Source organism: Clostridium sp. MCC353, from assembly GCF_018785315.1.
GTDB lineage: Bacteria > Bacillota > Clostridia > Lachnospirales > Lachnospiraceae > CHH4-2.
In genome coordinates, this window is the sequence record NZ_WQPN01000053.1 from 17,308 (window position 1) to 36,586 (window position 19,279).

Annotated in this window: 21 protein-coding genes; 11 read left to right on the forward strand and 10 right to left on the reverse strand. The window is 41.7% G+C overall.

Annotation, left to right across the window (positions count from 1 at the left end):
* The first annotated feature begins 2 nt into the window (after positions 1–2).
* From GPL15_RS10620 to rsfS, 9 genes are all read left to right on the forward strand, one after another.
* Positions 3–1,442 (forward strand): TrkH family potassium uptake protein, encoded by a 1,440-nt coding sequence (locus GPL15_RS10620; RefSeq protein ID WP_215698654.1) that lies wholly within the window; start codon positions 3–5, stop codon positions 1,440–1,442.
* 245 nt (positions 1,443–1,687) lie between these two features.
* Positions 1,688–1,996 carry a 50S ribosomal protein L21 gene (gene rplU, locus GPL15_RS10625; RefSeq protein ID WP_103225875.1) on the forward strand — a complete coding sequence of 103 codons (309 nt, stop codon included), beginning with the start codon at positions 1,688–1,690 and terminating at the stop codon, positions 1,994–1,996.
* A gap of 7 nt (positions 1,997–2,003) precedes the next feature.
* Positions 2,004–2,333, forward strand: a complete 330-nt coding sequence (locus tag GPL15_RS10630; RefSeq protein ID WP_215698655.1) for a ribosomal-processing cysteine protease Prp — start codon at positions 2,004–2,006, stop codon at positions 2,331–2,333.
* Between the two features lie 3 nt (positions 2,334–2,336).
* Positions 2,337–2,627 (forward strand): 50S ribosomal protein L27, encoded by a 291-nt coding sequence (rpmA, locus tag GPL15_RS10635; protein ID WP_103225873.1) that lies wholly within the window; start codon positions 2,337–2,339, stop codon positions 2,625–2,627.
* A 61-nt stretch (positions 2,628–2,688) separates the two neighbouring features.
* Positions 2,689–3,975 carry a GTPase ObgE gene (gene obgE, locus GPL15_RS10640; RefSeq protein ID WP_215698656.1) on the forward strand — a complete coding sequence of 429 codons (1,287 nt, stop codon included), beginning with the start codon at positions 2,689–2,691 and terminating at the stop codon, positions 3,973–3,975.
* An 8-nt stretch (positions 3,976–3,983) separates the two neighbouring features.
* Positions 3,984–4,280 (forward strand): ribosome assembly RNA-binding protein YhbY, encoded by a 297-nt coding sequence (gene yhbY, locus GPL15_RS10645; RefSeq protein WP_215698657.1) that lies wholly within the window; start codon positions 3,984–3,986, stop codon positions 4,278–4,280.
* 16 nt (positions 4,281–4,296) lie between these two features.
* Positions 4,297–4,908: a nicotinate-nucleotide adenylyltransferase gene (gene nadD / locus GPL15_RS10650; protein WP_215698658.1), complete on the forward strand. Its 612-nt coding sequence runs from the start codon at positions 4,297–4,299 to the stop codon at positions 4,906–4,908.
* 19 nt (positions 4,909–4,927) lie between these two features.
* Complete coding sequence (gene yqeK / locus GPL15_RS10655; protein ID WP_215698659.1) at positions 4,928–5,527, forward strand: bis(5'-nucleosyl)-tetraphosphatase (symmetrical) YqeK; 600 nt, start codon at positions 4,928–4,930, stop codon at positions 5,525–5,527.
* Positions 5,524–5,880, forward strand: a complete 357-nt coding sequence (rsfS, locus tag GPL15_RS10660; RefSeq protein ID WP_215698660.1) for a ribosome silencing factor — start codon at positions 5,524–5,526, stop codon at positions 5,878–5,880. The genes yqeK and rsfS overlap by 4 nt, the downstream gene beginning before the upstream one ends.
* Before the next feature lie 142 nt (positions 5,881–6,022).
* Here rsfS and lexA read toward each other — a convergent pair whose 3' ends face one another.
* Entirely contained in the window at positions 6,023–6,640 is a 618-nt protein-coding gene (gene lexA / locus GPL15_RS10665; RefSeq protein WP_215698661.1) for a transcriptional repressor LexA, read from the reverse strand.
* A gap of 182 nt (positions 6,641–6,822) precedes the next feature.
* Between lexA and GPL15_RS10670 the strand changes: the two genes are divergently transcribed.
* On the forward strand, positions 6,823–7,134 hold the full coding sequence (locus tag GPL15_RS10670) for a LysM peptidoglycan-binding domain-containing protein (protein ID WP_215698662.1): 312 nt from the start codon (positions 6,823–6,825) through the stop codon (positions 7,132–7,134).
* A gap of 90 nt (positions 7,135–7,224) precedes the next feature.
* Here the strand turns inward: GPL15_RS10670 and GPL15_RS10675 are convergent, their stop codons facing one another.
* From GPL15_RS10675 to GPL15_RS10695, 5 genes are all read right to left on the reverse strand, one after another.
* The gene (locus GPL15_RS10675) at positions 7,225–7,650 is read right to left on the reverse strand and encodes a PH domain-containing protein (RefSeq protein WP_215698663.1); all 426 of its coding nucleotides are present in this window, start codon (positions 7,648–7,650) and stop codon (positions 7,225–7,227) included.
* Between the two features lie 174 nt (positions 7,651–7,824).
* Positions 7,825–8,877 carry a tyrosine-type recombinase/integrase gene (locus tag GPL15_RS10680; RefSeq protein ID WP_215698664.1) on the reverse strand — a complete coding sequence of 351 codons (1,053 nt, stop codon included), beginning with the start codon at positions 8,875–8,877 and terminating at the stop codon, positions 7,825–7,827.
* Positions 8,870–9,622: a tRNA 2-thiocytidine biosynthesis TtcA family protein gene (locus GPL15_RS10685; RefSeq protein ID WP_215698665.1), complete on the reverse strand. Its 753-nt coding sequence runs from the start codon at positions 9,620–9,622 to the stop codon at positions 8,870–8,872. The genes GPL15_RS10680 and GPL15_RS10685 overlap by 8 nt, the downstream gene beginning before the upstream one ends.
* Before the next feature lie 254 nt (positions 9,623–9,876).
* Positions 9,877–11,538: an LCP family protein gene (locus tag GPL15_RS10690; protein ID WP_215698666.1), complete on the reverse strand. Its 1,662-nt coding sequence runs from the start codon at positions 11,536–11,538 to the stop codon at positions 9,877–9,879.
* 141 nt (positions 11,539–11,679) lie between these two features.
* Complete coding sequence (locus GPL15_RS10695; RefSeq protein ID WP_215698667.1) at positions 11,680–13,548, reverse strand: NlpC/P60 family protein; 1,869 nt, start codon at positions 13,546–13,548, stop codon at positions 11,680–11,682.
* 455 nt (positions 13,549–14,003) lie between these two features.
* Between GPL15_RS10695 and glmS the strand changes: the two genes are divergently transcribed.
* Entirely contained in the window at positions 14,004–15,824 is a 1,821-nt protein-coding gene (glmS, locus tag GPL15_RS10700; RefSeq protein WP_215698668.1) for a glutamine--fructose-6-phosphate transaminase (isomerizing), read from the forward strand.
* Positions 15,825–15,917: 93 nt separating this feature from the next.
* On the opposite strand, the gene GPL15_RS10705 is transcribed toward glmS, so the two are convergent.
* The 4 genes from GPL15_RS10705 to aroB form a co-directional block, all read right to left on the reverse strand.
* Entirely contained in the window at positions 15,918–16,556 is a 639-nt protein-coding gene (locus GPL15_RS10705; RefSeq protein ID WP_215698669.1) for a cytidylate kinase-like family protein, read from the reverse strand.
* A gap of 154 nt (positions 16,557–16,710) precedes the next feature.
* Positions 16,711–17,631: an RluA family pseudouridine synthase gene (locus tag GPL15_RS10710; protein WP_215698670.1), complete on the reverse strand. Its 921-nt coding sequence runs from the start codon at positions 17,629–17,631 to the stop codon at positions 16,711–16,713.
* On the reverse strand, positions 17,628–18,137 hold the full coding sequence (lspA, locus tag GPL15_RS10715) for a signal peptidase II (RefSeq protein ID WP_252198302.1): 510 nt from the start codon (positions 18,135–18,137) through the stop codon (positions 17,628–17,630). The genes GPL15_RS10710 and lspA overlap by 4 nt, the downstream gene beginning before the upstream one ends.
* Positions 18,138–18,149: 12 nt before the next feature.
* Positions 18,150–19,238, reverse strand: a complete 1,089-nt coding sequence (aroB, locus tag GPL15_RS10720) for a 3-dehydroquinate synthase (protein WP_215698671.1) — start codon at positions 19,236–19,238, stop codon at positions 18,150–18,152.
* Positions 19,239–19,279: the final 41 nt, after the last annotated feature.

The following is a 19,279-nucleotide window of genomic DNA, read 5'->3' on the forward strand; positions in this document are numbered from 1 at the left end:
CTATGAATACCAAGGTAATCATATATTTTTTAGGATGGGTTATGAACATCGAAGCCCTTCTGATGCTCCTTCCATGCATGATTGCGGTCATTTTCAGGGAATCAAGCGGGCTGTATATTTTGGCTGTTGCTTTTGTCTGCGGATTCCTGGGCTGGTGTGCAACACATAAAAAACCGGCTAACACTGTTTTTTTTGCTAAAGAGGGCTTTGTTTCCGTTGCTTTGAGCTGGATTGTTCTCAGCTTTTTTGGGGCCCTGCCCTTTTATCTAAGCCGTTCAATACCAGTTTTCGAAGATGCGTTATTTGAAACAATATCAGGTTTTACCACTACGGGAGCCAGCATTCTTACCAATGTGGAAGCGCTTCCCCGCTGTATGCTGATGTGGCGGAGCTTTACACACTGGATCGGCGGCATGGGAGTACTGGTCTTCATTCTGGCTGTTCTTCCCTTAGCCGGAGGGTATAATATGCATATCATGCGTGCGGAAAGTCCTGGGCCCGCAGTGGGCAAACTGGTGCCCAGAGTGAAAATGACTGCTAAAATTCTTTATGGTATTTATCTGCTCATGACTTTAATCCAGATAGGCCTGCTTCTCTTAGGCGGCATGCCCTGGTTTGATTCAATAGCTCTCAGCTTTGGCACCGCGGGAACCGGTGGTTTTGGTGTTTTAAATGACAGTATAGCATCCTACAGTACCTTCAATCAGACAGTGATCACACTTTTTATGATTTTATTCGGAATCAACTTTAACGTGTATTATCTTTTTCTGATACATAAGCCTAAAGAAGCGTTCCGCTGTGAGGAAGCCAGGACCTATCTCGGCATCATATTGGTCAGTGTTCTGCTCATTACCTGGAACATCCGCGGCAGTTTTACAAATATATTTACGGCCTTCCATCACGCTGCTTTCCAGGTGGGGTCTATCATAACCACAACCGGTTATTCCACAGTGGATTTCAACTTGTGGCCCGGATTTTCCAAAACAATCCTGGTTTTCTTGATGTTTATAGGAGCATGTGCAGGAAGTACCGGAGGGGGAATAAAGGTATCCCGAGTCATCATCGCCTGTAAAGCGGTAAAAAAAGAATTATCTTCTGTCATTCATCCAAGAAGCGTAAGGGTCCTCAAATTAGAGGGCAAGGGATTGGAACATACGGTGGTCCGTTCTGTGAATGCATTTATTCTGGCCTATATTTTGATATTTGCCATTTCCATGCTGATTGTGAGCCTGGATAATCTGGATTTTACCAGCACATTCACAGCGGTTGCCGCTACCTTTAACAATATCGGACCGGGTTTGGAACAAGTGGGGCCATCCGCAAATTTCAGCATATTATCCCCGCTTACTAAATATGTTTTGATGTTCGATATGCTGGCGGGAAGATTGGAAATATTCCCAATGCTTTTACTATTTTCTCCATCAACCTGGCGGAAACAGTGATTTTGTAAATATGTGGTTTTTATGGAAATTTCATGCAACAGTTGAGACAGGTAATGTTCTTGACCGAAAAATCCAGTTAAGTTGCGTATGAACTGTTGTAAAAAATTACAAAAAAAGTCAGTTTATTATTGACAATATAATATTGAAATGTTATCATATACAAGTATGCCGCACAATGAGGTCTAAAAGAGTTGACTTTTGTCAAAGCACCGAAGTTGGCGAGTAATGATAATAGGAGGTGCCATATGTACGCGATTATTGCAACAGGTGGTAAGCAGTACAAAGTAGCTGAAGGCGATATCATTAAAGTAGAAAAACTTGGTGTTGCTGCTGGTGAAACAGTAACATTCGACCAGGTACTTGCAGTAAACAACGGCGAATTAGCTGTAGGATGCCCAACTGTAGACGGAGCAAGTGTAACCGCTTCTGTAGTTAAAGAAGGCAAAGCTAAAAAAGTTATCGTTTACAAGTATAAGAGAAAATCTGGATACCATAAGAAAAATGGTCACAGACAGCTTTATACTCAGGTAAAGATCGAAAAGATCAACGCTTAATGAGACTATGATTAAAGTAACTGTATTTCGTGATTCTGATCAGGTATATAGAGGAATTGATATTGCAGGACATGCAGGTTATGCTCAGTCCGGAAAAGATATTATATGTGCCGCTGTTTCATCTCTGGCTTTGAATATGTATAATTCTGTTGAAACATTTACAGAAGATGCATTTGAGGGATCGGTAGAAGAGGACACGGGACGCTTTCTCTTCCGTTTTACGGAAGATATCAGTTTAGAATCAAAACTCCTTATGAACTCATTAGTTCTCGGTTTAGAGAATATTCAGAGTGAATATGGAAAACAATATATAATAATCCGTTTTGAGGAGGTGTAAGTTATGTTAAAAATGAACCTTCAATTATTCGCTCATAAAAAAGGTGTTGGTTCTACCAAGAACGGTAGAGATTCCGAATCTAAGAGATTAGGCGCTAAGAGAGCAGATGGTCAGTTCGTATTGGCTGGTAATATTCTTTACAGACAGCGTGGTACTAAGATTCATCCTGGTATCAACGTAGGACGTGGTGGAGACGATACATTGTTCGCTACTGTTGACGGTGTCGTAAGATTTGAGAGAAAAGGCAGAGACAAAAAACAGGTTTCTGTTTATCCAAGAACAATCAACGAATAATTTGAGTGGCTTCATACTTCTGATTAGTATGAAGCCATTTTTCGAATAAGGTGGTGAGTAAATGTTTGCCGACAGAGCAAAAATATTTATTAAATCAGGAAAAGGCGGCGATGGCCATGTCAGTTTCCGAAGAGAGTTATATGTCCCAAACGGCGGTCCGGATGGCGGTGACGGCGGAAAAGGCGGCGATATTATATTTGAAATCGACGATGGTTTAAACACGCTTACAGACTTCCGTCAGGTGCGTAAATACGTTGCCAGGGATGGTGAGCAGGGTGGTAAAAAACGGTGTCATGGAGCCAATGCATCCGATTTGGTGATTAAAGTTCCGGAAGGCACGGTTATTAAGGATTTTGAGACCGGAAAAGTAATTGCAGATATGTCGGGGGAGAACCGGCGGGAGATTATTTTAAAAGGCGGAAAAGGCGGACTTGGTAATATGAACTTCGCCACACCTACCATGCAGGCTCCCAAGTATGCCCAGCCCGGACAGGCAGGGCAGGAGATATGGGTTCAGCTGGAGTTAAAAGTCATTGCTGATGTGGGATTGGTTGGTTTCCCCAATGTAGGCAAGTCAACCCTTCTTTCCAGAGTGAGCAATGCAAAACCTAAAATTGCCAACTACCATTTTACCACATTAGATCCTCATCTTGGTGTTGTCGATTTGGATGGCGGAGCAGGATTTGTAATGGCGGATATTCCTGGATTAATCGAAGGCGCATCTCAGGGAGTGGGATTAGGACACGATTTTCTGCGCCACATTGAGCGGACGAAAGTTTTGATTCACGTTGTGGATGCTGCATCTACGGAAGGACGCGATCCCATCGCTGATATTAAATCGATCAATGCCGAACTTGGGGCTTATAATCCGGAACTTTTAAAACGTCCAATGGTGATTGCTGCAAACAAAACGGATGCGATTTATGTGGAGGACGAAGATCCGGTAGAAAAACTGAAAGCTGAATTTGAGCCGGAAGGAATTAAAGTTTATCCAATATCTGCAGTCAGCGGAAAAGGGGTAAAGGAACTGCTTTATGCAGTCTATGCGCTCCTTCAAACAGTTGACCGTACCCCTGTTATTTTTGAAAAAGAATTTGATCTTTCCCAGGTGCGTCCGGATTTCAATCTTCCTTATACGATTGAACGGGATGATTCCGGTGTATTTGTTGTTGAAGGACCGAAAATTGAAAAAATGCTGGGTTATACAAATCTTGAATCCGAAAAAGGCTTTTTGTTCTTCCAGAAATTCCTGAAAGAAACGGGAATTTTAGGTGAATTAGAAGAAGCTGGAATTCAGGAGGGCGATACGGTTCGTATGTATGGCCTGGAATTTGATTATTACAAATAGGAGATATTATGACAAGTAAACAAAGAGCTTATTTAAAAGGGCTTGCCATGACTATGGATCCGATTTTCCAGATCGGTAAGTCCAGCGTAACACCAGAGATCACAGCGGCAATCGATGAGGCCCTGGAAGCGCGGGAGCTGATAAAGCTGACAGTTTTAAAAAACTGCATGGATGATGGCAGATCGATTGCAGAGGTGCTGGCAGAAAGAACTCATTCCGAAGTAGTGCAGGTGATCGGTAAAAAGATTGTACTCTACAGGGAAGCAAAAGATGCCAAAAAGAGGAAAATTACATTACCTAAATAAAGGGGATTGTATACCTATGTCAAATATTGGAATCATGGGCGGAACATTTGATCCAATTCATAACGGCCATCTGCTGCTTGGACAGCAGGCCTATGAAGAATATGGATTGGATCAAATCTGGTATATGCCATCCGGACGACCGCCGCATAAAACAGACCATAAGGTAACAGATATCAAAGACCGTTGTGAAATGACAAAATTAGCGATTAAACAATATCCTTATTTTGTCTTTTCTGATTTTGAAGTAAATTTGGGCGGAAACAGCTATACTGCAAGAACCCTGGAGCTGTTAAAGAGAGAATTTCAGGAATATAACTTTTATTTCATTATAGGAGCGGACTCATTATATCAGATTGAAACGTGGTATCATCCGGAAAAGGTGATGAAACAGACGACGCTGCTCGTTGCCGGACGGGAATATGACCACAGCCATTTAACAATTGATGAACAGATCGCATATCTCATGCGGACCTATGGAGCTGCCATCTACAGGCTTCACTGCCCGGAGATGGATGTATCATCGGCACAGCTTAGAGATATGATACGGGAGGGGAAATCCATATCCAGATATCTGCCTCCTTCCGTAGATGAGTATATAAATGCCCATGGCCTGTATTCCGGCGTTTGAGTATATCGGAGGTAATAGAATGGACAGTCAAATACTGGCGATTCGTGAGAAATTAAAAAATAAACTTGATCCAATGCGCTATGAACATTCCATCAGCGTATCTTATACCTGTATGAATCTGGCTATGCGGTATGGTTATGATATAGATAAGGCTGAAATGGCCGGATTGCTGCATGACTGCGCAAAACGATATACAGATCAAATTATCATTCAGAAATGCGAAAAACACAAGTTAGAAATAACAGAAGATGAACTTCGTGCTCCGGCTGTTCTGCATGCAAAATATGGAGCCTGGCTGGCCTGCAATAAGTTTGGAGTAACAGATCCAGAAATTCTCAGCGCTATTGCCTGCCACACCACAGGAAAGCCAGATATGAAGTTCCTGGACTTAATTTTATATATTGCGGATTATATTGAACCCAGAAGATATAAAGCCTCTAATCTGCCTGAAATGAGAAAGATGGCATATGTTAGTCTGGAAGATACCGCATTTGAAATATTGAGATCCACATTAGTTTATCTTAAAGGAAAAGGCAGCTATATAGATTCCATGACCTTAAAGGCCTATGAATATTATCAGGCATTGAGGAACGACCAGGAGGGAGAAAACATCATATGAACGACTCAAAAGACATGGCAAAATTAGCAGTAATGGCTTTAGAAGAAAAAAAGGGAGAGGATATTAAAATTATCGATATCCGAAAAGTCTCTGTTCTTGCAGACTACTTTATTATCGCACATGGAAACAACGTAAACCAGGTGCAGGCTATGGCTGACAATGTAGAAGAAATGCTTGGAAAATCAGGCTATATCTGCAAACAGACAGAAGGATATGGAAGTGGTAACTGGATTCTGATGGATTATGGCGATATCATCGTCCATGCATTTAATAAAGAAGACAGGCTGTTCTATGATCTGGAAAGAATCTGGAGAGACGGTTCTATTGTAACTTCAGTTTCAGAATTGAATTAGCAGAAAATATTATTTAAATATTTAACCGGATGCAAGTTGACATAAAAATATTATGTTAACTTGCATCTTTTTGACTTTTGTTTTTGACTTATATTTATGTGATACATCTTAATTTTCTTTTATTGCTGTCTTTTCTAAAATGTTATATATCCAAACGTACCAAACCAATTACTTTCCCCTGTATCTTGACATCATCTGCGATGATCGGATCCATGGAATCATTTTCCGGTTGAAGACGGTAATGGCCGTCCTCTTTATAGAAACGTTTCACTGTTGCGGAATCCTCCAGCAGAGCCACTACAATATCACCATTATTCGCTGTTGGCTGCATGGAAACGATGACCTGATCCCCATCAAAGATACCTGCATTGATCATACTTTCCCCTTTTACCTTTAACATAAAAAGTTCTGTATTGGGAAGCATATCTACCGGAATCGGAAAGTAGTTCTGTATATTTTCTTCTGCTAAAATAGGCTGTCCGGCAGCAACCGTGCCCACTAAAGGAACATTCACAACTTCACGTCTTGTCAGATTAAAACATTCATCAATAATTTCAATCGTCCTGGGCTTAGTAGGGTCACGCCTTATGTAACCGTTTCTCTCCAATGTTTCCAAGTGGGAGTGAACGGAAGAGGTGGACTTCAACTGAACTGCCTCACAGATCTCGCGCACAGCCGGCGGATACCCCTTCTTCAAAATAGTTTCTTTAATATATTCAAGGATTTCCTGTTGTTTTGCAGTAATCTTGCCTTGTGCCATATGGAGACCTCCTAAAATCAGTTTTATATTTTATATACTAACATATGTTCGATCAAAATGCAAACCTTTGTTCGAAAAAAGTGCAAAAAAAGATTGACAAACAAATGTTCGAATACTATAATAAGAACATAGGTTCGGAACATACGTTCCCGACAGTACGTTTGGTTTAGGAGGGCACACATATGAAAAAGACTTTGTTATTTTTAGCGCTTATTGTTATCTTAGGATCTAATTTTTTCGGTAATTCCATATTGAATGTCATGGCAGAAGAAGCTTCCAGTCAAAAACTGCATCCTTATTATAAAAGTATTAAGATAGAAGAGGGTGATACATTATGGAACATAGCCCAGGAATATAAAGAAAAGAGCGGTATGGATACCGTCCAGTATGTTAATGAATTAAAGAATATCAACAGTTTAAAAGATGATACCATTCATGCAGGTCATTATCTGACTGTAGTTTATTATTCGCTGGATCCTGTTGTCAATGATTGATAAATTCTTTATTATAAAAGATAGGATGCCGGCAGTATTTAAATATTGTTTGCCGGCATCCCATATTACTCTTATTTTATCGGTTATATTTTATCGGTTATCAAAGTCATAATCATCAAACTCATCTGATTCACCATGCTCCATACATGCATGACCGTTTTGACCGTAAAACTCCTTGCCGACCACATTTCGTTTTTGGCGGCTGTCCTCTACTAATTCAGAAAGCATATTACGGACCTTGACTGGTTTAGCGATGTTTTGAAGAATAATCTCCGGAGTATGATCCACTTTTGCTTTTATAATAATTGAACCTGTTCCGAATATTTTACCCCCTAAAGACTGTTTTAAAGTGATATCTACAATTCTATATAACAGTGTTTCATCCAAAGTAGTATTGAACAGTCCGCTTTGGATCATCAAGCGGTCATTCTGAATGTAGTATTTTGTAAAGCTCCATGGAAACCAAAGATGATGTTTCCTGTCTTTCCATACAATAATATCTTTATTATCATCCATAATTATTTCCTCCTCATCCCTGTTAATCCTTTAGTCAATCTCCTTTAGTCAATCCTATTATATCACAGGCTTTTATATACGTCCCTATATAAAAGGATAAAATATGTTGATTTTTTAATGAGTTATCTGTCACTGTTTTAATTATTTTGGGAATTTTTTCTTCAGGTATTACTTCTAATCTTCTCTAAGTTTAACTGCATTTCTGGCGCTCCTGCGGCGTTCGTCTTCAAGTGCCGCATAATGCCGCTTAGTTGTATTCACATCCGAATGCCCTAAAACATCAGCAACCAGGTAAATATCGCCGGTTTCCCGATAAAGATTGGTTCCATAAGTGCTTCTCAGTTTATGAGGTGTGATTTTTTTTAATGGTGTTACAATTTTTGCATATTTCTTTACCAGATTTTCAACGCTTCGTACATTGATTCTCTTTCTCTGCAAAGAGAGAAATACTGCGTCTTCATGACCTTTTTCTGCGGTTATATGCTCACGTTCCTCCAAATAATCATATAAAGCCTGTTCCACTTCGCTGCCAAAATAAACTGTAACTTCTTTGCCTCCCTTCCGATGAATCCTGATTCCTCCGTTTTTAAAATCAATATCCTGAATGTTAAGTCCAACGCATTCAGAGACGCGGATTCCGGTTCCAAGTAACAGTGTGAGCAAAGCTAAATCCCGTATTTTTGTTTTTTCATGAAACTTTTTCTGCTTTTCTGTCAGATTATCCCCAGCTTCTACCTCATCTAATAGCAGAGCTACTTCATCGATATCCAAACGAATAATTTCTTTTTCATGTAATTTAGGAAGTTCGACTAATGCTGCCGGGTTATTCTTTATCTTTTCTTTTCTATAGTAATAATTATAAAAGCTTTTTAAAGATGAAATTTTTCTCATAATACCGCGTTCTTTATTGACGATTTCCTGATTCTGATCATTGAAGCGGTATTTCAGATATTCCATATATTCTTCTAAATCAGATACTGTTATCCGGTCAAGATGGGAGAGGGTGATATCCATCATATCAATTTTATTTATAATAGGATTTTCTTTTTTTAAAAAATCAAAAAAAACCTTTAAGTCATACGCATAAGCGATTCTTGTTCTGGACGAAGTTCTGGGTTCAATTCCGCGGAAAAAGTCAGCGCAGAAGGGGGGGAGTTCTTTAACTTTAGAACGGAGTTTTAATGTATTTTCTCTGTCTTTTTGTTCATGATAGGGCAGGTTATTCATTTTCTTCGCCTCCTTGTGATATAAAAAGTTCTTCAGGCCAGCCGTTGATTTTTCCGTTTAATACAGCATGGAACATACGGTCCTTAGCCCCGTGATTTTCATGCTCTATCCTATTAGTTAAAATTTTAACGTATTCGCGTTTCGTATGTCCATCCACTGGACAGGGATTTTTACATACAGGTAAATCATATCTGTTTTTGAATCCAACTACATCAGCTTCTGATACATAGATTAAAGGCCTGATTACAGTTAAATCCATCTTATCTAAGTAAGTATAAGGAGAAAAAGCATAAAAGCGTCCTTCGTAAATTAAGGATAATAACATGGTTTCAACCAAATCATCCTTATGATGCGCATAAGCGACTTTATTGCATCCTAGGTCCTTAGCTGCTTTATTGAAAGCCCCTTTACGCATTTTAGCACACAGAGCGCAGGGATTTGTTTCTTTGCGGATATCAAACAATATTTTCCCTATATCTGTAGAAACTATCGTATAAGGAACTGATAATTGCTCACAGAGCATTTTTACAGGCGTCAGATCAAAATTGTCAAAGCCTAAATCAACAGTAACCGCAGTAATGGTGAATTTTTTAGGATAGAATTTCATCAGGCCCTGTAAGGCATAAAGTAAAGTCAGGCTGTCTTTACCCCCGGATAAACCAACCGCGATATGGTCGCCTTCATCGATCATATGGTATCTATCAACTGCCTGACGGGTTAAGCTAAATAATCGTTGTAATTTCATAATATTATAGTGATGGTTATAAAACCAAAACCTCCTTAATTGATGTATGGATGATATGTAATGTAGAAAGGAATTTCGCCTCTATTTATTCGTTAAAGTAGACTTTCGCGAATAGTTGGATACTGCTATTAATTGTACTTCGTCTATCTTAAAAAGTCAATTACTAGTTAAATATCTTTATTTAAACAAAAAGCGCATCCTTATCCGCCATAAACATTACAGCTATAAGGATACGCAAACTAAACTATATCATATCAGAGCCCTGGACCGGCTTGAGTCTCTCCAGGAGCGGCCGCATTTCCGCTGGGTTCATTTCCAACGCTGCCTTTTGGGCCATTTGTTTCGGAAACCGGATCTCTTGGGGTATTTGAACCGGGACCTTGATTTTCCGGAGCCGCTGTTGTTTTGTCTGATTCAGGCCTTTTAGATTCTTCCTGTTTTTTGGTTTCTTCCTGTTTTTTGGTTTCTTCCTGCTTTTTGGTTTCTTCCTGTTTATCCGGTTTGGTTTCTTTTTTGCTTTCCTCTGTCTCGGATTCATTCTTTTTATCATCCAGGCTTACTCCAGGACCAATTTCACTTTCCGGTTCAGATTCCCTTGTCTCCACTTCTTCAGTGGTTTCTTCTATACTGCTTTCCTCCTCGGCAGATGTTTCCTCAATGACAGATTCTGTTGGTGCTGTCTCAGGCGGGACTGTTTCCACGGGTGCAGGTTGGGCGCTGCTCTCCTTTTTACTGCTGCCTCCTGAAGAAGGATCTTTCCTTCCGGTTTCCGTATCCGTTCCTACCTCACCCATACCGCTGTCTTTGGCAATCCGCTTACTGATCGTTTTTACAGTGGAAGAAGGATTAAAATCGGTAATTCCGAATAAAAATTCATGTAACTGTATTACATTGCTTTCCAACGTTAATGGAATAACCGAATCACGTTTATTAATCTTTGTTTCGGCATGTGCAAATGGGAACCCGCTTGTTTCACCAATATGGTACTTTTTGATATTTTTTGCCAATGGAATTATATCATCAATCCCCAGGTTCGTGGACACTTGTGGAAATACAGTTACTAATATGTTATTCAACACTGCAAAATCAGCATTTCTGGCCTTTTCCATCGCAAGCATGATGACTTTTCTCTGACGGGCGGTCCGGTTAAAGTCGGTATCCATAAGCCTTAATCTGGCATATGCTACAGCCTGTACCCCATCTAAATGATTCATTCCCGCATTTGCCAGATGAACCGATGCAACTCCGGTGGATTCAACGGTTTCGGTAATAAAGGAATTGATATACTTAAACTCGCTGTCCGATATTTCCAAATCTATACCGCCCAAAATATTGATGGTATCCGCTACCGCTTTCCAGTTAAACGTGACATAGTCATCTATATCCAAATCCAGATTTGTATTTAAGGTATCTAATGCCTGTTTGGGGCCTCCCTTAAAATACGCCTCGTTCATTTTAAAATATGTATCCTTATCATCGATTTTTAAATAGGTGTCTCTGAATACGGATACCAGCTTAATTTCACCGGTCTCTTTATTGATACTACAGATTAAATCTACATCCGCCAGTGCTCCTTTTCCGAGATTTCCATCCCTGGAATCCACACCAAAAACCGCTATGTTCCAATATCCGGTATCCTTTTTGAAAAAACGGTAAACAGATACCAGCAAAACAGCCAGAACTACTAATTCAACAGCCAGAATGATTCTCTTTTTGCGTCTCCTCTTCCTGCGGGCTGTGCGTATATCCCGGTGCAGTTCTTCTTTACGGCTTCGTGAAGTTACTTTGCCGGACGGATTATAGTATTCGTCCTCATATGGTTCCTCTGCCATCTGCTTTTTTACTGCTTTTTTTCTATAACGTTCCGGGTTTCTCTGCCTGTCCCTCATGCGGTCCAGTTCATCCTTATATTCCATGTTGCCTGACCTCTTTCTTTACTTTCTCGTTTCTGCAAAGCCACAGTATATTCTAACAGAAATTTCTACATTATTTCTTGCTTTTCTCTTAATATTACATTACCTATGGCATAAGAAGTTAGAGTGAGTTTAAAACATGTTCTAGTCTAAAAGGGCCCGGAAATAAGGCCAATCCGGATGTTTTGCGCTGATCATGACATTACCGCCATTCTGGTCGCTGCTTTCATGAATGACTATCATTTCACCTGTATCGGACCATGCTAAAAACATTACCACATGGGCATTTGCCCCCAGACGTACCATAATATCTCCCGGTTTTAATTCTTCCGGAACAATTCCTCTTCCAATTTTACTCAGTCCTTCTGTGCCCTGATAAGGCAGCGGCTGGCCTGTGGCCGTCCAATACACCCAATTGATCCAGCCGGAACAGTCCAGGCCTTTTAATACACGTCCATGCTCATCCGGGGGCACATTTGAACCAAAGGAATTCCCCTCATAACCGGCTTGTGAAGGCTTTCCGCCCCAATAGTAAGGAATCTTACCTACAGACTGCAAAGCGGTCTTAATGACCTGTTTCCGCTCCTTTGACGTATCTTCAGGCAGCATATTCATGTAGATCCGTATTTCTGCTCCGGACAAGGGCATTCCCATGGCAGCTTCCAGGCTTACATTCAGCCCGTAAGAAGCCTCCCAATCCTGCCGGTTTATGTATTTGGCATAAACTTTATTATAAAGATCCCAGCCTTTCCATGCGGATGACATTATAACCAGGTCATTGCCATCATCATGATTTAACTGTGTAAGATTGGGATTGAGCTGAAATAACCCATTCTCCTCTTCGATTCCTTTAATTGTTAATGTGAGCTGCAGATCAACATGACCGGGACAAACTAAGTTTTTCACCACTGGTGTTTTTTCACCCGTATCATTTATATGCTCCTTATCCGGGGGGGCCTGTTCATTTACAGCCTCTTCTGCGGTCTGCTGTCCTTCAGATGCCTGTTCAATATCCCTCTCTCCCACAGATGAGTTCTTAGATGACTGCTCTATACCGATTTCTTCTGTGTCAATCCCATCCGCGCTAATATCTTTTGCAGCTTCATCCTGTTTACATTCCTCATTTGCTATGCGCTCCATGTATTCTGCAATGAGCGCATCCCTTCCGGGCCCTTCCACAGCCAGTATTTCTTCCGGGATTTGGACGCCAGATCCTGATGCAGCCGCAGAATCATACCCTGGAATTCCCTCTGCTATCTCCTGGCAGCCCTCACAGTAATAAACATCGCTCATACCCAATGTATAACTGTGTGATTCCTCCCACAAGAGACCTGCATATTCACGGAAAAGTTCTATATTGTCAATTCCATTGTAATAACAAAAAACGCTGGCTAATGACATGATCTCTTTCACATTGGAATAAATGTTAATAGGATTACCATCCCCGTCACATGCTTCTACCTTGATATTCTCCCAGGAATTTACCATCCACGTTGAAGAATCTTCCATCATGTGCAGCGGATCCTCCGGATTATATTTTCCCATAAATTTTTCTGTTCCTGATCCCAGTTCAGCCGCCAATTGCTGTGGCGTTTTATCAATGATGTGATATAAATTATTAAACCATTGGGAATCGCGGTCTGCCAATTCTGTTAAAATTATTTCTGCGGCGCTTATATCACTGCCGTCAATTCCAGGCTGCATGAGAAAAGCCTGATTAAGGGCGGCTGCCGAAATCTGCCTTTCATCATCTTCCTCTGTTTCCGGTTCAGTTCCCGTATAGGAAAGGTCTGATTTATAAGAAAGACCTGCCTTTTGAGAGGAGGATTCCTCATAGGCGGCATCATTTGGTGACGCTGATAACGCTGAAGAAGGGGTGGCAGTCGTTGTACCTATAGCAGGTTTAAAGGCCTCTGAAGGCGCTGCCATATGATCTGCCGTAACTGCCGTACCGATTCCGGCCGCCAGCATGAATAATACGCTTATTATCTGTTTTTTCTTTCCATCGTCCATTATAGTTAGCTTTCCTGAATTTATATTTAAGTAAAATATCGAGAATTTAGTTCTTAACTATATGAATATATCATATTTATTGGAGAAAATACAGAGAAATCTTTTAATTGACGTAAATGGACTTAGGAGATATAATGGTCTAAATCTATGTCAAGGAGGAATAGACTTTTAATAGCAAAGCTAAGCGCCATGTACCAGGTGAGGGATCGTGAACAATAACAGCCGTTATTGCCATTGCCAGGTTAACGAGGTGAAGAGTTTATCGAAAATTCGGCGGATGCTCTTCCATGCCGTTCCGGGCGTGTTATATGCTGTGAAATATGCAGGTGACTGCAAAACAACCTCAGCATAACCGGAACAAAACAGATCAGGATTTGCTGTCATACCATAAAACGTGACAGCTTACTTTTGTTCGCCCTTTTTTACTATCAAATATAGAATGGAGAAAGAATATTATGTGTGGAATAATAGGATATACAGGCCCGTTGGATGCAAAAAAGATTTTATTGGATGGTCTGGCCGGTCTGGAATACAGAGGCTACGACAGCGCAGGAATTGCCATGTTTAATATCAATTCAGAAATAGAGCTAATGAAACATGTAGGTAAAGTGGCCGCTTTAAAGGAATGCTCCGAAAGGCAAAAAGGCACATATCACTGTGGAATCGGCCATACGCGCTGGGCGACCCACGGAGGCGTGACGGATGTCAACGCACATCCCCATCAGGCCGGAGCCGTCACATTGATACACAATGGCATCATTGAAAATTATCACAATTTAACCCAGCAATATCATTTAGAGGAAAAACTTCAGTCTCAGACAGACAGCGAGGTGGCTGCATGGGTTCTGGATGCTCTGTACACCGGCGATCCTTTAGAGGCAGTAAAACAACTGGCCGGGCTGTTGAAAGGCTCCTATGGCTTCTGTATTATGTTTAAAGACCGGCCTGGTGAAATATATGCCATCCGCAGCGTAAGCCCTCTTGTTGCCGCATATACGCACTCAGGAGCGGTTATAGCATCAGACCTGACCGCATTAATTCCTTATACAAAGGAGTATTTCGTTGTTCCCGAAGGCTGTATCGTCCGTATGACGCCTTATAAGATCCGGGTATACGATATGGATTTCAATAAATTGGAGCCGGAACTTCTGGAAGTGAACTGGAATATGGATGCCGCCATGAAAAACGGTTTTCCTCACTTCATGCTGAAGGAGATACACGAACAGCCGGAGGCGATGAAAAATACAATTCTGCCAAGGCTCAATAAGGGACTTCCCGACTTTTCAGAGGATCATATTCCGGATGAAATTTTTATGACCTGCAGTAAGATACATATTATCGCCTGCGGAACGGCCATGCACGCGGGAATGGTGGCCAGAGTATTGATGGAGCCCCGGCTCCGCCTGCCGGTAACGGTATCTATCGCATCGGAATTCCGTTACGAAGAGCCATTGATCGATGACAAAACGTTGGTTATTATCATTTCCCAGTCAGGTGAAACCATTGATACCCTGGCAGCTTTGCGCCTGGCTCATGAATACGGTTCCACCACTCTGGCTATTGTCAATGTAAAAGGTTCTACCATCGCCAGGGAAAGCAGCTATGTCTTATATACCCATGCCGGTCCAGAGATAGCTGTAGCCAGCACCAAAGCTTATTCCGTTCAATTGGCGGCTCTCTATATGGTGTGCTGCAAAATGGCGTATGTGCGAGGCAATTGCACCGCGCAGGAAGCCAGAGACTTCCTCTCCGGCCTTATGGATGCGATTCCGGCTATGGATGTGATGATAAGCCAAAAAGAAACCATTAAACGCCATGTAACCACTCATTTGATTCATCATCCTGATGCATTTTTTATCGGCCGCGGCCTTGATTACGCGTTTTCATTGGAAGGAGCATTAAAATTAAAAGAAATCTCATATATACATGCGGAAGCCTATGCAGCCGGTGAATTAAAACATGGTACGATCGCATTGATTTCGGAAGGCGTTCCTGTCATCGCAATAGCCACTCAGGATAAAATTTTCAGTAAAACCATATCCAATATCCGTGAAGTTAAGGCCAGAGGCGCTTTTGTGATCCTGTTTACCAAAGACAGCGCGATTATAGATGAAGGGGTTGCGGATCTTCATATCAGAATCCCTGATATCGATGATAAATTTACTGTATTTCCCATTGCTGCTGCCCTCCAGCTTGTTGCCTATTATGCTTCTATTGGCAAGAACCTGGATGTGGATCAGCCTAGAAATTTAGCCAAATCAGTAACAGTAGAATAATTTCAGCTCAAAATTTAAAAGTAACCGTACAGACGGCGGGAAAAGGGCCGTCTATACGGTTACACTTTAAACTTACATATAGAAATTAAGCTGCTACTGCCTGCTTTTAAATTCCTGCTTAACCTTTGCAAAGTCTATAATCATCTTAACTGCGCCGTCAATGCCCACAGCGCTGCTGTTAATGCATAAGTCATAGCTTTTGGCATCTCCCCATTTTTTACTGGAGTAATAGTTGTAATAGCTGGAACGTTTCTTGTCTGTCTTAACCATAGCATCCTTTGCGTTGGATTCTGTCATCTTGTAGACCTCTTCCATACGTTTGATCTTATCTTCTTCATTTCCACAGATAAATACAGTTACCGTATTAGGCCGTTCTGCCAGTGCGTAATCACCGCACCGTCCAACAATCACGCAGGACTCCTCTTCGGCCAGTTTCTTAATAGTATCAAACTGGGCCAGGAACACTTTGTGGTTAATTGGCATATCCATGTAACCTGATGTTGTATAGCCGAGAGAATAGGTATCCATAACAAGCGAATATAAAAAGCTGCTGGTCGGTTTTTCATCGTGAGTTTCAAAAAGCTCCTCACATAAACCGCTGTTCTTAGATGCTATGGCCAGCAATTCTTTGTCATAGCATTTAATGCCTAATTCTTCGGCCAGCTTCTGACCAATCACGCGTCCACCGCTGCCGCACTGACGTCCTATTGTAATAACTAGTTTCTCATTCATAAATACCTCTCCTTTCAGCTGTACAAGTTGTCTAATAACTGATCCTATATAATATATTATACACCAAAGTATCAGAAAAGTATATAAACACAAGTGAGAAATCCGTCTATTTTTCTTTTTTTGCAACAAATTTTACGGCAGATTTTGGAACAGATCATTGGTTTTCCAGCTTTATAAGAAGTTCCTGAAAATATTCCGGCAGAGGGGCTGTAAATTCCATATACTCACCGGTTCTGGGATGTATGATGCCCAGGACGCCGGCATGAAGGGTCTGGCCCTGAAGCCGGAACGGACATTTGGCGGGGCCGTAAACCTGATCCCCCAACAGAGGATGGTGGATACTTGCCATATGGACCCTGATCTGATGCGTTCTGCCTGTCTCCAACCGGCATTCCACATAGGTATATTGCCGAAAACGTTTCAGAACATGATAATGCGTCACCGCTTCCCGGCCGTTTTTATGGTTAATGCTCATTTTCTTCCGGTCTGTTGGATGGCGTCCTATGGGAGCGTCAACGGTTCCGTCCTCCTCTTTTATCACCCCATGTACTATGGCATAATATTTTCTTGTAATGGAGTGTTCTTTTAACTGTGCGGCGATTGAATTGTGGGCCATGTCGTTTTTGCACACAATCAGAACGCCTGTAGTATCCATATCGATCCGGTGTACGATTCCGGGACGCAGCACCCCGTTAATTCCGGATAAATCATCACGGCAGTGATCCATAAGGCCGTTAACCAGGGTTCCGCTGTAATGACCTGCCGCCGGGTGCACCACCATTCCCTTCGGCTTATTGATTAAGATGATATCAGAATCTTCATATAAAATATCCAGGTCCATCTTCTCCGGCTCTATTTCCGGCTCTACAGCTTCCGGAATTTCTAAATCAATCAGATCTCCGGCAGCCACCTTATAATTGCTTTTCACCGCCTTCTGATTCACCAGAACGGTTTCTGATTTCACCAGTTTCTGCAGATAAGAACGCGAAATCTCCTCACATACCAGAGAAAGATATCTGTCAATCCGTGTTCCCGCCAGATCTTCCGAAACAATTAACTGCTGTTTCAAACTCATTCTCCTCTCTTCTTCCAGGAAAAAAAGGCCAGATCCTCTTCCGAGTATTTGAAAAATAACAATACCAGCAATAACGCCGTTGCGATGGTCACATAACAGTCTGCAATGTTGAAAATCGGGAAGTTAATCAATTTGAAATAGAGAAAATCCACAACATATCCCTGTCTTACCCGGTCAATCATATTGCCCACAGCTCCCGATAAGATCAGCATCATACAGATCTCCAGAGGCAGATATTTTTTCTCAGCCGGCAGTTTATAGAGGGTATAAGCCACTAAAGCGGCGACAACAACCGCCACAAGGAAAAAGAAGCCCTGTTTTCCGGAAAGCATCCCCCATGCCGCGCCGTCATTAGTTGAATAATGCAGTTCAAATACTCCGTCCCATAATACAAAAGGCGGATTGGGCGACAAATGTAAAACCGCCATCCATTTGGTCCACTGGTCAAATGCCACAGCTATAACGGTGCCCAGCAAAAACCATATTATATGTTTTCTTTTCTCCATGATAATAACTCCTTATTCAGTAATATATTCCAGCCCGGACTTCATCTCTTTTTCTGTAACAGAACGGTCCACATAGGCAGAGCCAATGCTGTTTAACAGAATGAATTTAATGACGCCGGCTTCCATCTTTTTATCATTTTTCGTAGCCTCTATCACTTTGTCAGGATCCAGGGCGGAAACACCGGTGGGAAGCCGGAAATACTTCAATATACTGCGAAGCTGCTCCACCTCTTCTGATGAGATCAGCCCGCGGACTGCTGAGATATGGGCCGCGGCCAGACATCCAACCGCCACACAATGTCCATGCAGCATCTGAAAATTCATCAGTTTTTCAATGGCGTGTCCCAGCGTATGGCCGAAGTTCAGAAGCGCCCGTTCCCCTTTTTCCTTAGGATCCCCCTCTACAACCTCTTTCTTGATCAGGTTGCTGATATGGATCATCTTTTCACATACAGTGAGATCACGATTTTGAATCAGTTTTGCATGTTCTGACAGCCATGCATAGTATTCCCTGTCTTTAATCAGGCCATGCTTAATAATCTCCCCCATACCCGAAGCAAATTGTTCTTCCGGCAGCGTGAGCAGTGTCTGTATATTGGTATAAACCAGTTTGGGCATATGGAACGCCCCCACCATGTTCTTGTAAGCGTCGAAATCCACACCCGTTTTACCGCCGATACTGCTGTCTACCTGGGAAAGCAGCGTTGTGGGAATCTGTATGAAGTCCACCCCACGCAGATAAGTTGCAGCGCAGAAACCACATAAATCCCCCACCACGCCGCCGCCTAAAGCGATCAGCATATCATTGCGGTCGTAATGGAGCCGGATCAGATGGGTATATAATTCCCTTACCGTATCCAGGTTTTTGTGTTCTTCTCCAGCCGGAAAGACAAAAGAATGAACCTCTTTACCGCATTCTTTTAAAATCTCCGTCACCTCATCCAGATAAAGGCCGGCCACATTGGTATCCGTAACAATACAGAGTTTTTTCCCAAAAGTGCCGAGTTTAGCAGCCTCTTCTTTCAGTTTTCCAAAAGAGGACTCCAATATAATATCATAGACAGGGGTTCCATTCATATGGACAGTCATTAATTCAGACATAATAAACACCTCATTTTTCTGTAGAATAAAACCGTTGGGTG

Excerpts from the sequence above, each read along its gene's own strand:
- GPL15_RS10685 (WP_215698665.1), bottom strand. The coding sequence starts at position 9,622 with ATGAAATTACAACGATTATTTAGCTTAACCCGTCAGGCAGTTGATAGA.
- lexA (WP_215698661.1), bottom strand. The coding sequence starts at position 6,640 with ATGGCACAAGGCAAGATTACTGCAAAACAACAGGAAATCCTTGAATAT.
- GPL15_RS10630 (WP_215698655.1), top strand. The coding sequence starts at position 2,004 with ATGATTAAAGTAACTGTATTTCGTGATTCTGATCAGGTATATAGAGGA.
- glmS (WP_215698668.1), top strand. The coding sequence starts at position 14,004 with ATGTGTGGAATAATAGGATATACAGGCCCGTTGGATGCAAAAAAGATT.
- nadD (WP_215698658.1), top strand. The coding sequence starts at position 4,297 with ATGTCAAATATTGGAATCATGGGCGGAACATTTGATCCAATTCATAAC.
- lspA (WP_252198302.1), bottom strand. The coding sequence starts at position 18,137 with ATGGAGAAAAGAAAACATATAATATGGTTTTTGCTGGGCACCGTTATA.
- GPL15_RS10695 (WP_215698667.1), bottom strand. The coding sequence starts at position 13,548 with ATGGACGATGGAAAGAAAAAACAGATAATAAGCGTATTATTCATGCTG.
- yhbY (WP_215698657.1), top strand. The coding sequence starts at position 3,984 with ATGACAAGTAAACAAAGAGCTTATTTAAAAGGGCTTGCCATGACTATG.
- GPL15_RS10705 (WP_215698669.1), bottom strand. The coding sequence starts at position 16,556 with ATGAATGAGAAACTAGTTATTACAATAGGACGTCAGTGCGGCAGCGGT.
- GPL15_RS10675 (WP_215698663.1), bottom strand. The coding sequence starts at position 7,650 with ATGGATGATAATAAAGATATTATTGTATGGAAAGACAGGAAACATCAT.
- GPL15_RS10680 (WP_215698664.1), bottom strand. The coding sequence starts at position 8,877 with ATGAATAACCTGCCCTATCATGAACAAAAAGACAGAGAAAATACATTA.
- rplU (WP_103225875.1), top strand. The coding sequence starts at position 1,688 with ATGTACGCGATTATTGCAACAGGTGGTAAGCAGTACAAAGTAGCTGAA.
- yqeK (WP_215698659.1), top strand. The coding sequence starts at position 4,928 with ATGGACAGTCAAATACTGGCGATTCGTGAGAAATTAAAAAATAAACTT.
- GPL15_RS10620 (WP_215698654.1), top strand. The coding sequence starts at position 3 with ATGAATACCAAGGTAATCATATATTTTTTAGGATGGGTTATGAACATC.
- rsfS (WP_215698660.1), top strand. The coding sequence starts at position 5,524 with ATGAACGACTCAAAAGACATGGCAAAATTAGCAGTAATGGCTTTAGAA.
- rpmA (WP_103225873.1), top strand. The coding sequence starts at position 2,337 with ATGTTAAAAATGAACCTTCAATTATTCGCTCATAAAAAAGGTGTTGGT.
- GPL15_RS10690 (WP_215698666.1), bottom strand. The coding sequence starts at position 11,538 with ATGGAATATAAGGATGAACTGGACCGCATGAGGGACAGGCAGAGAAAC.
- obgE (WP_215698656.1), top strand. The coding sequence starts at position 2,689 with ATGTTTGCCGACAGAGCAAAAATATTTATTAAATCAGGAAAAGGCGGC.
- GPL15_RS10710 (WP_215698670.1), bottom strand. The coding sequence starts at position 17,631 with ATGAGTTTGAAACAGCAGTTAATTGTTTCGGAAGATCTGGCGGGAACA.
- aroB (WP_215698671.1), bottom strand. The coding sequence starts at position 19,238 with ATGTCTGAATTAATGACTGTCCATATGAATGGAACCCCTGTCTATGAT.
- GPL15_RS10670 (WP_215698662.1), top strand. The coding sequence starts at position 6,823 with ATGAAAAAGACTTTGTTATTTTTAGCGCTTATTGTTATCTTAGGATCT.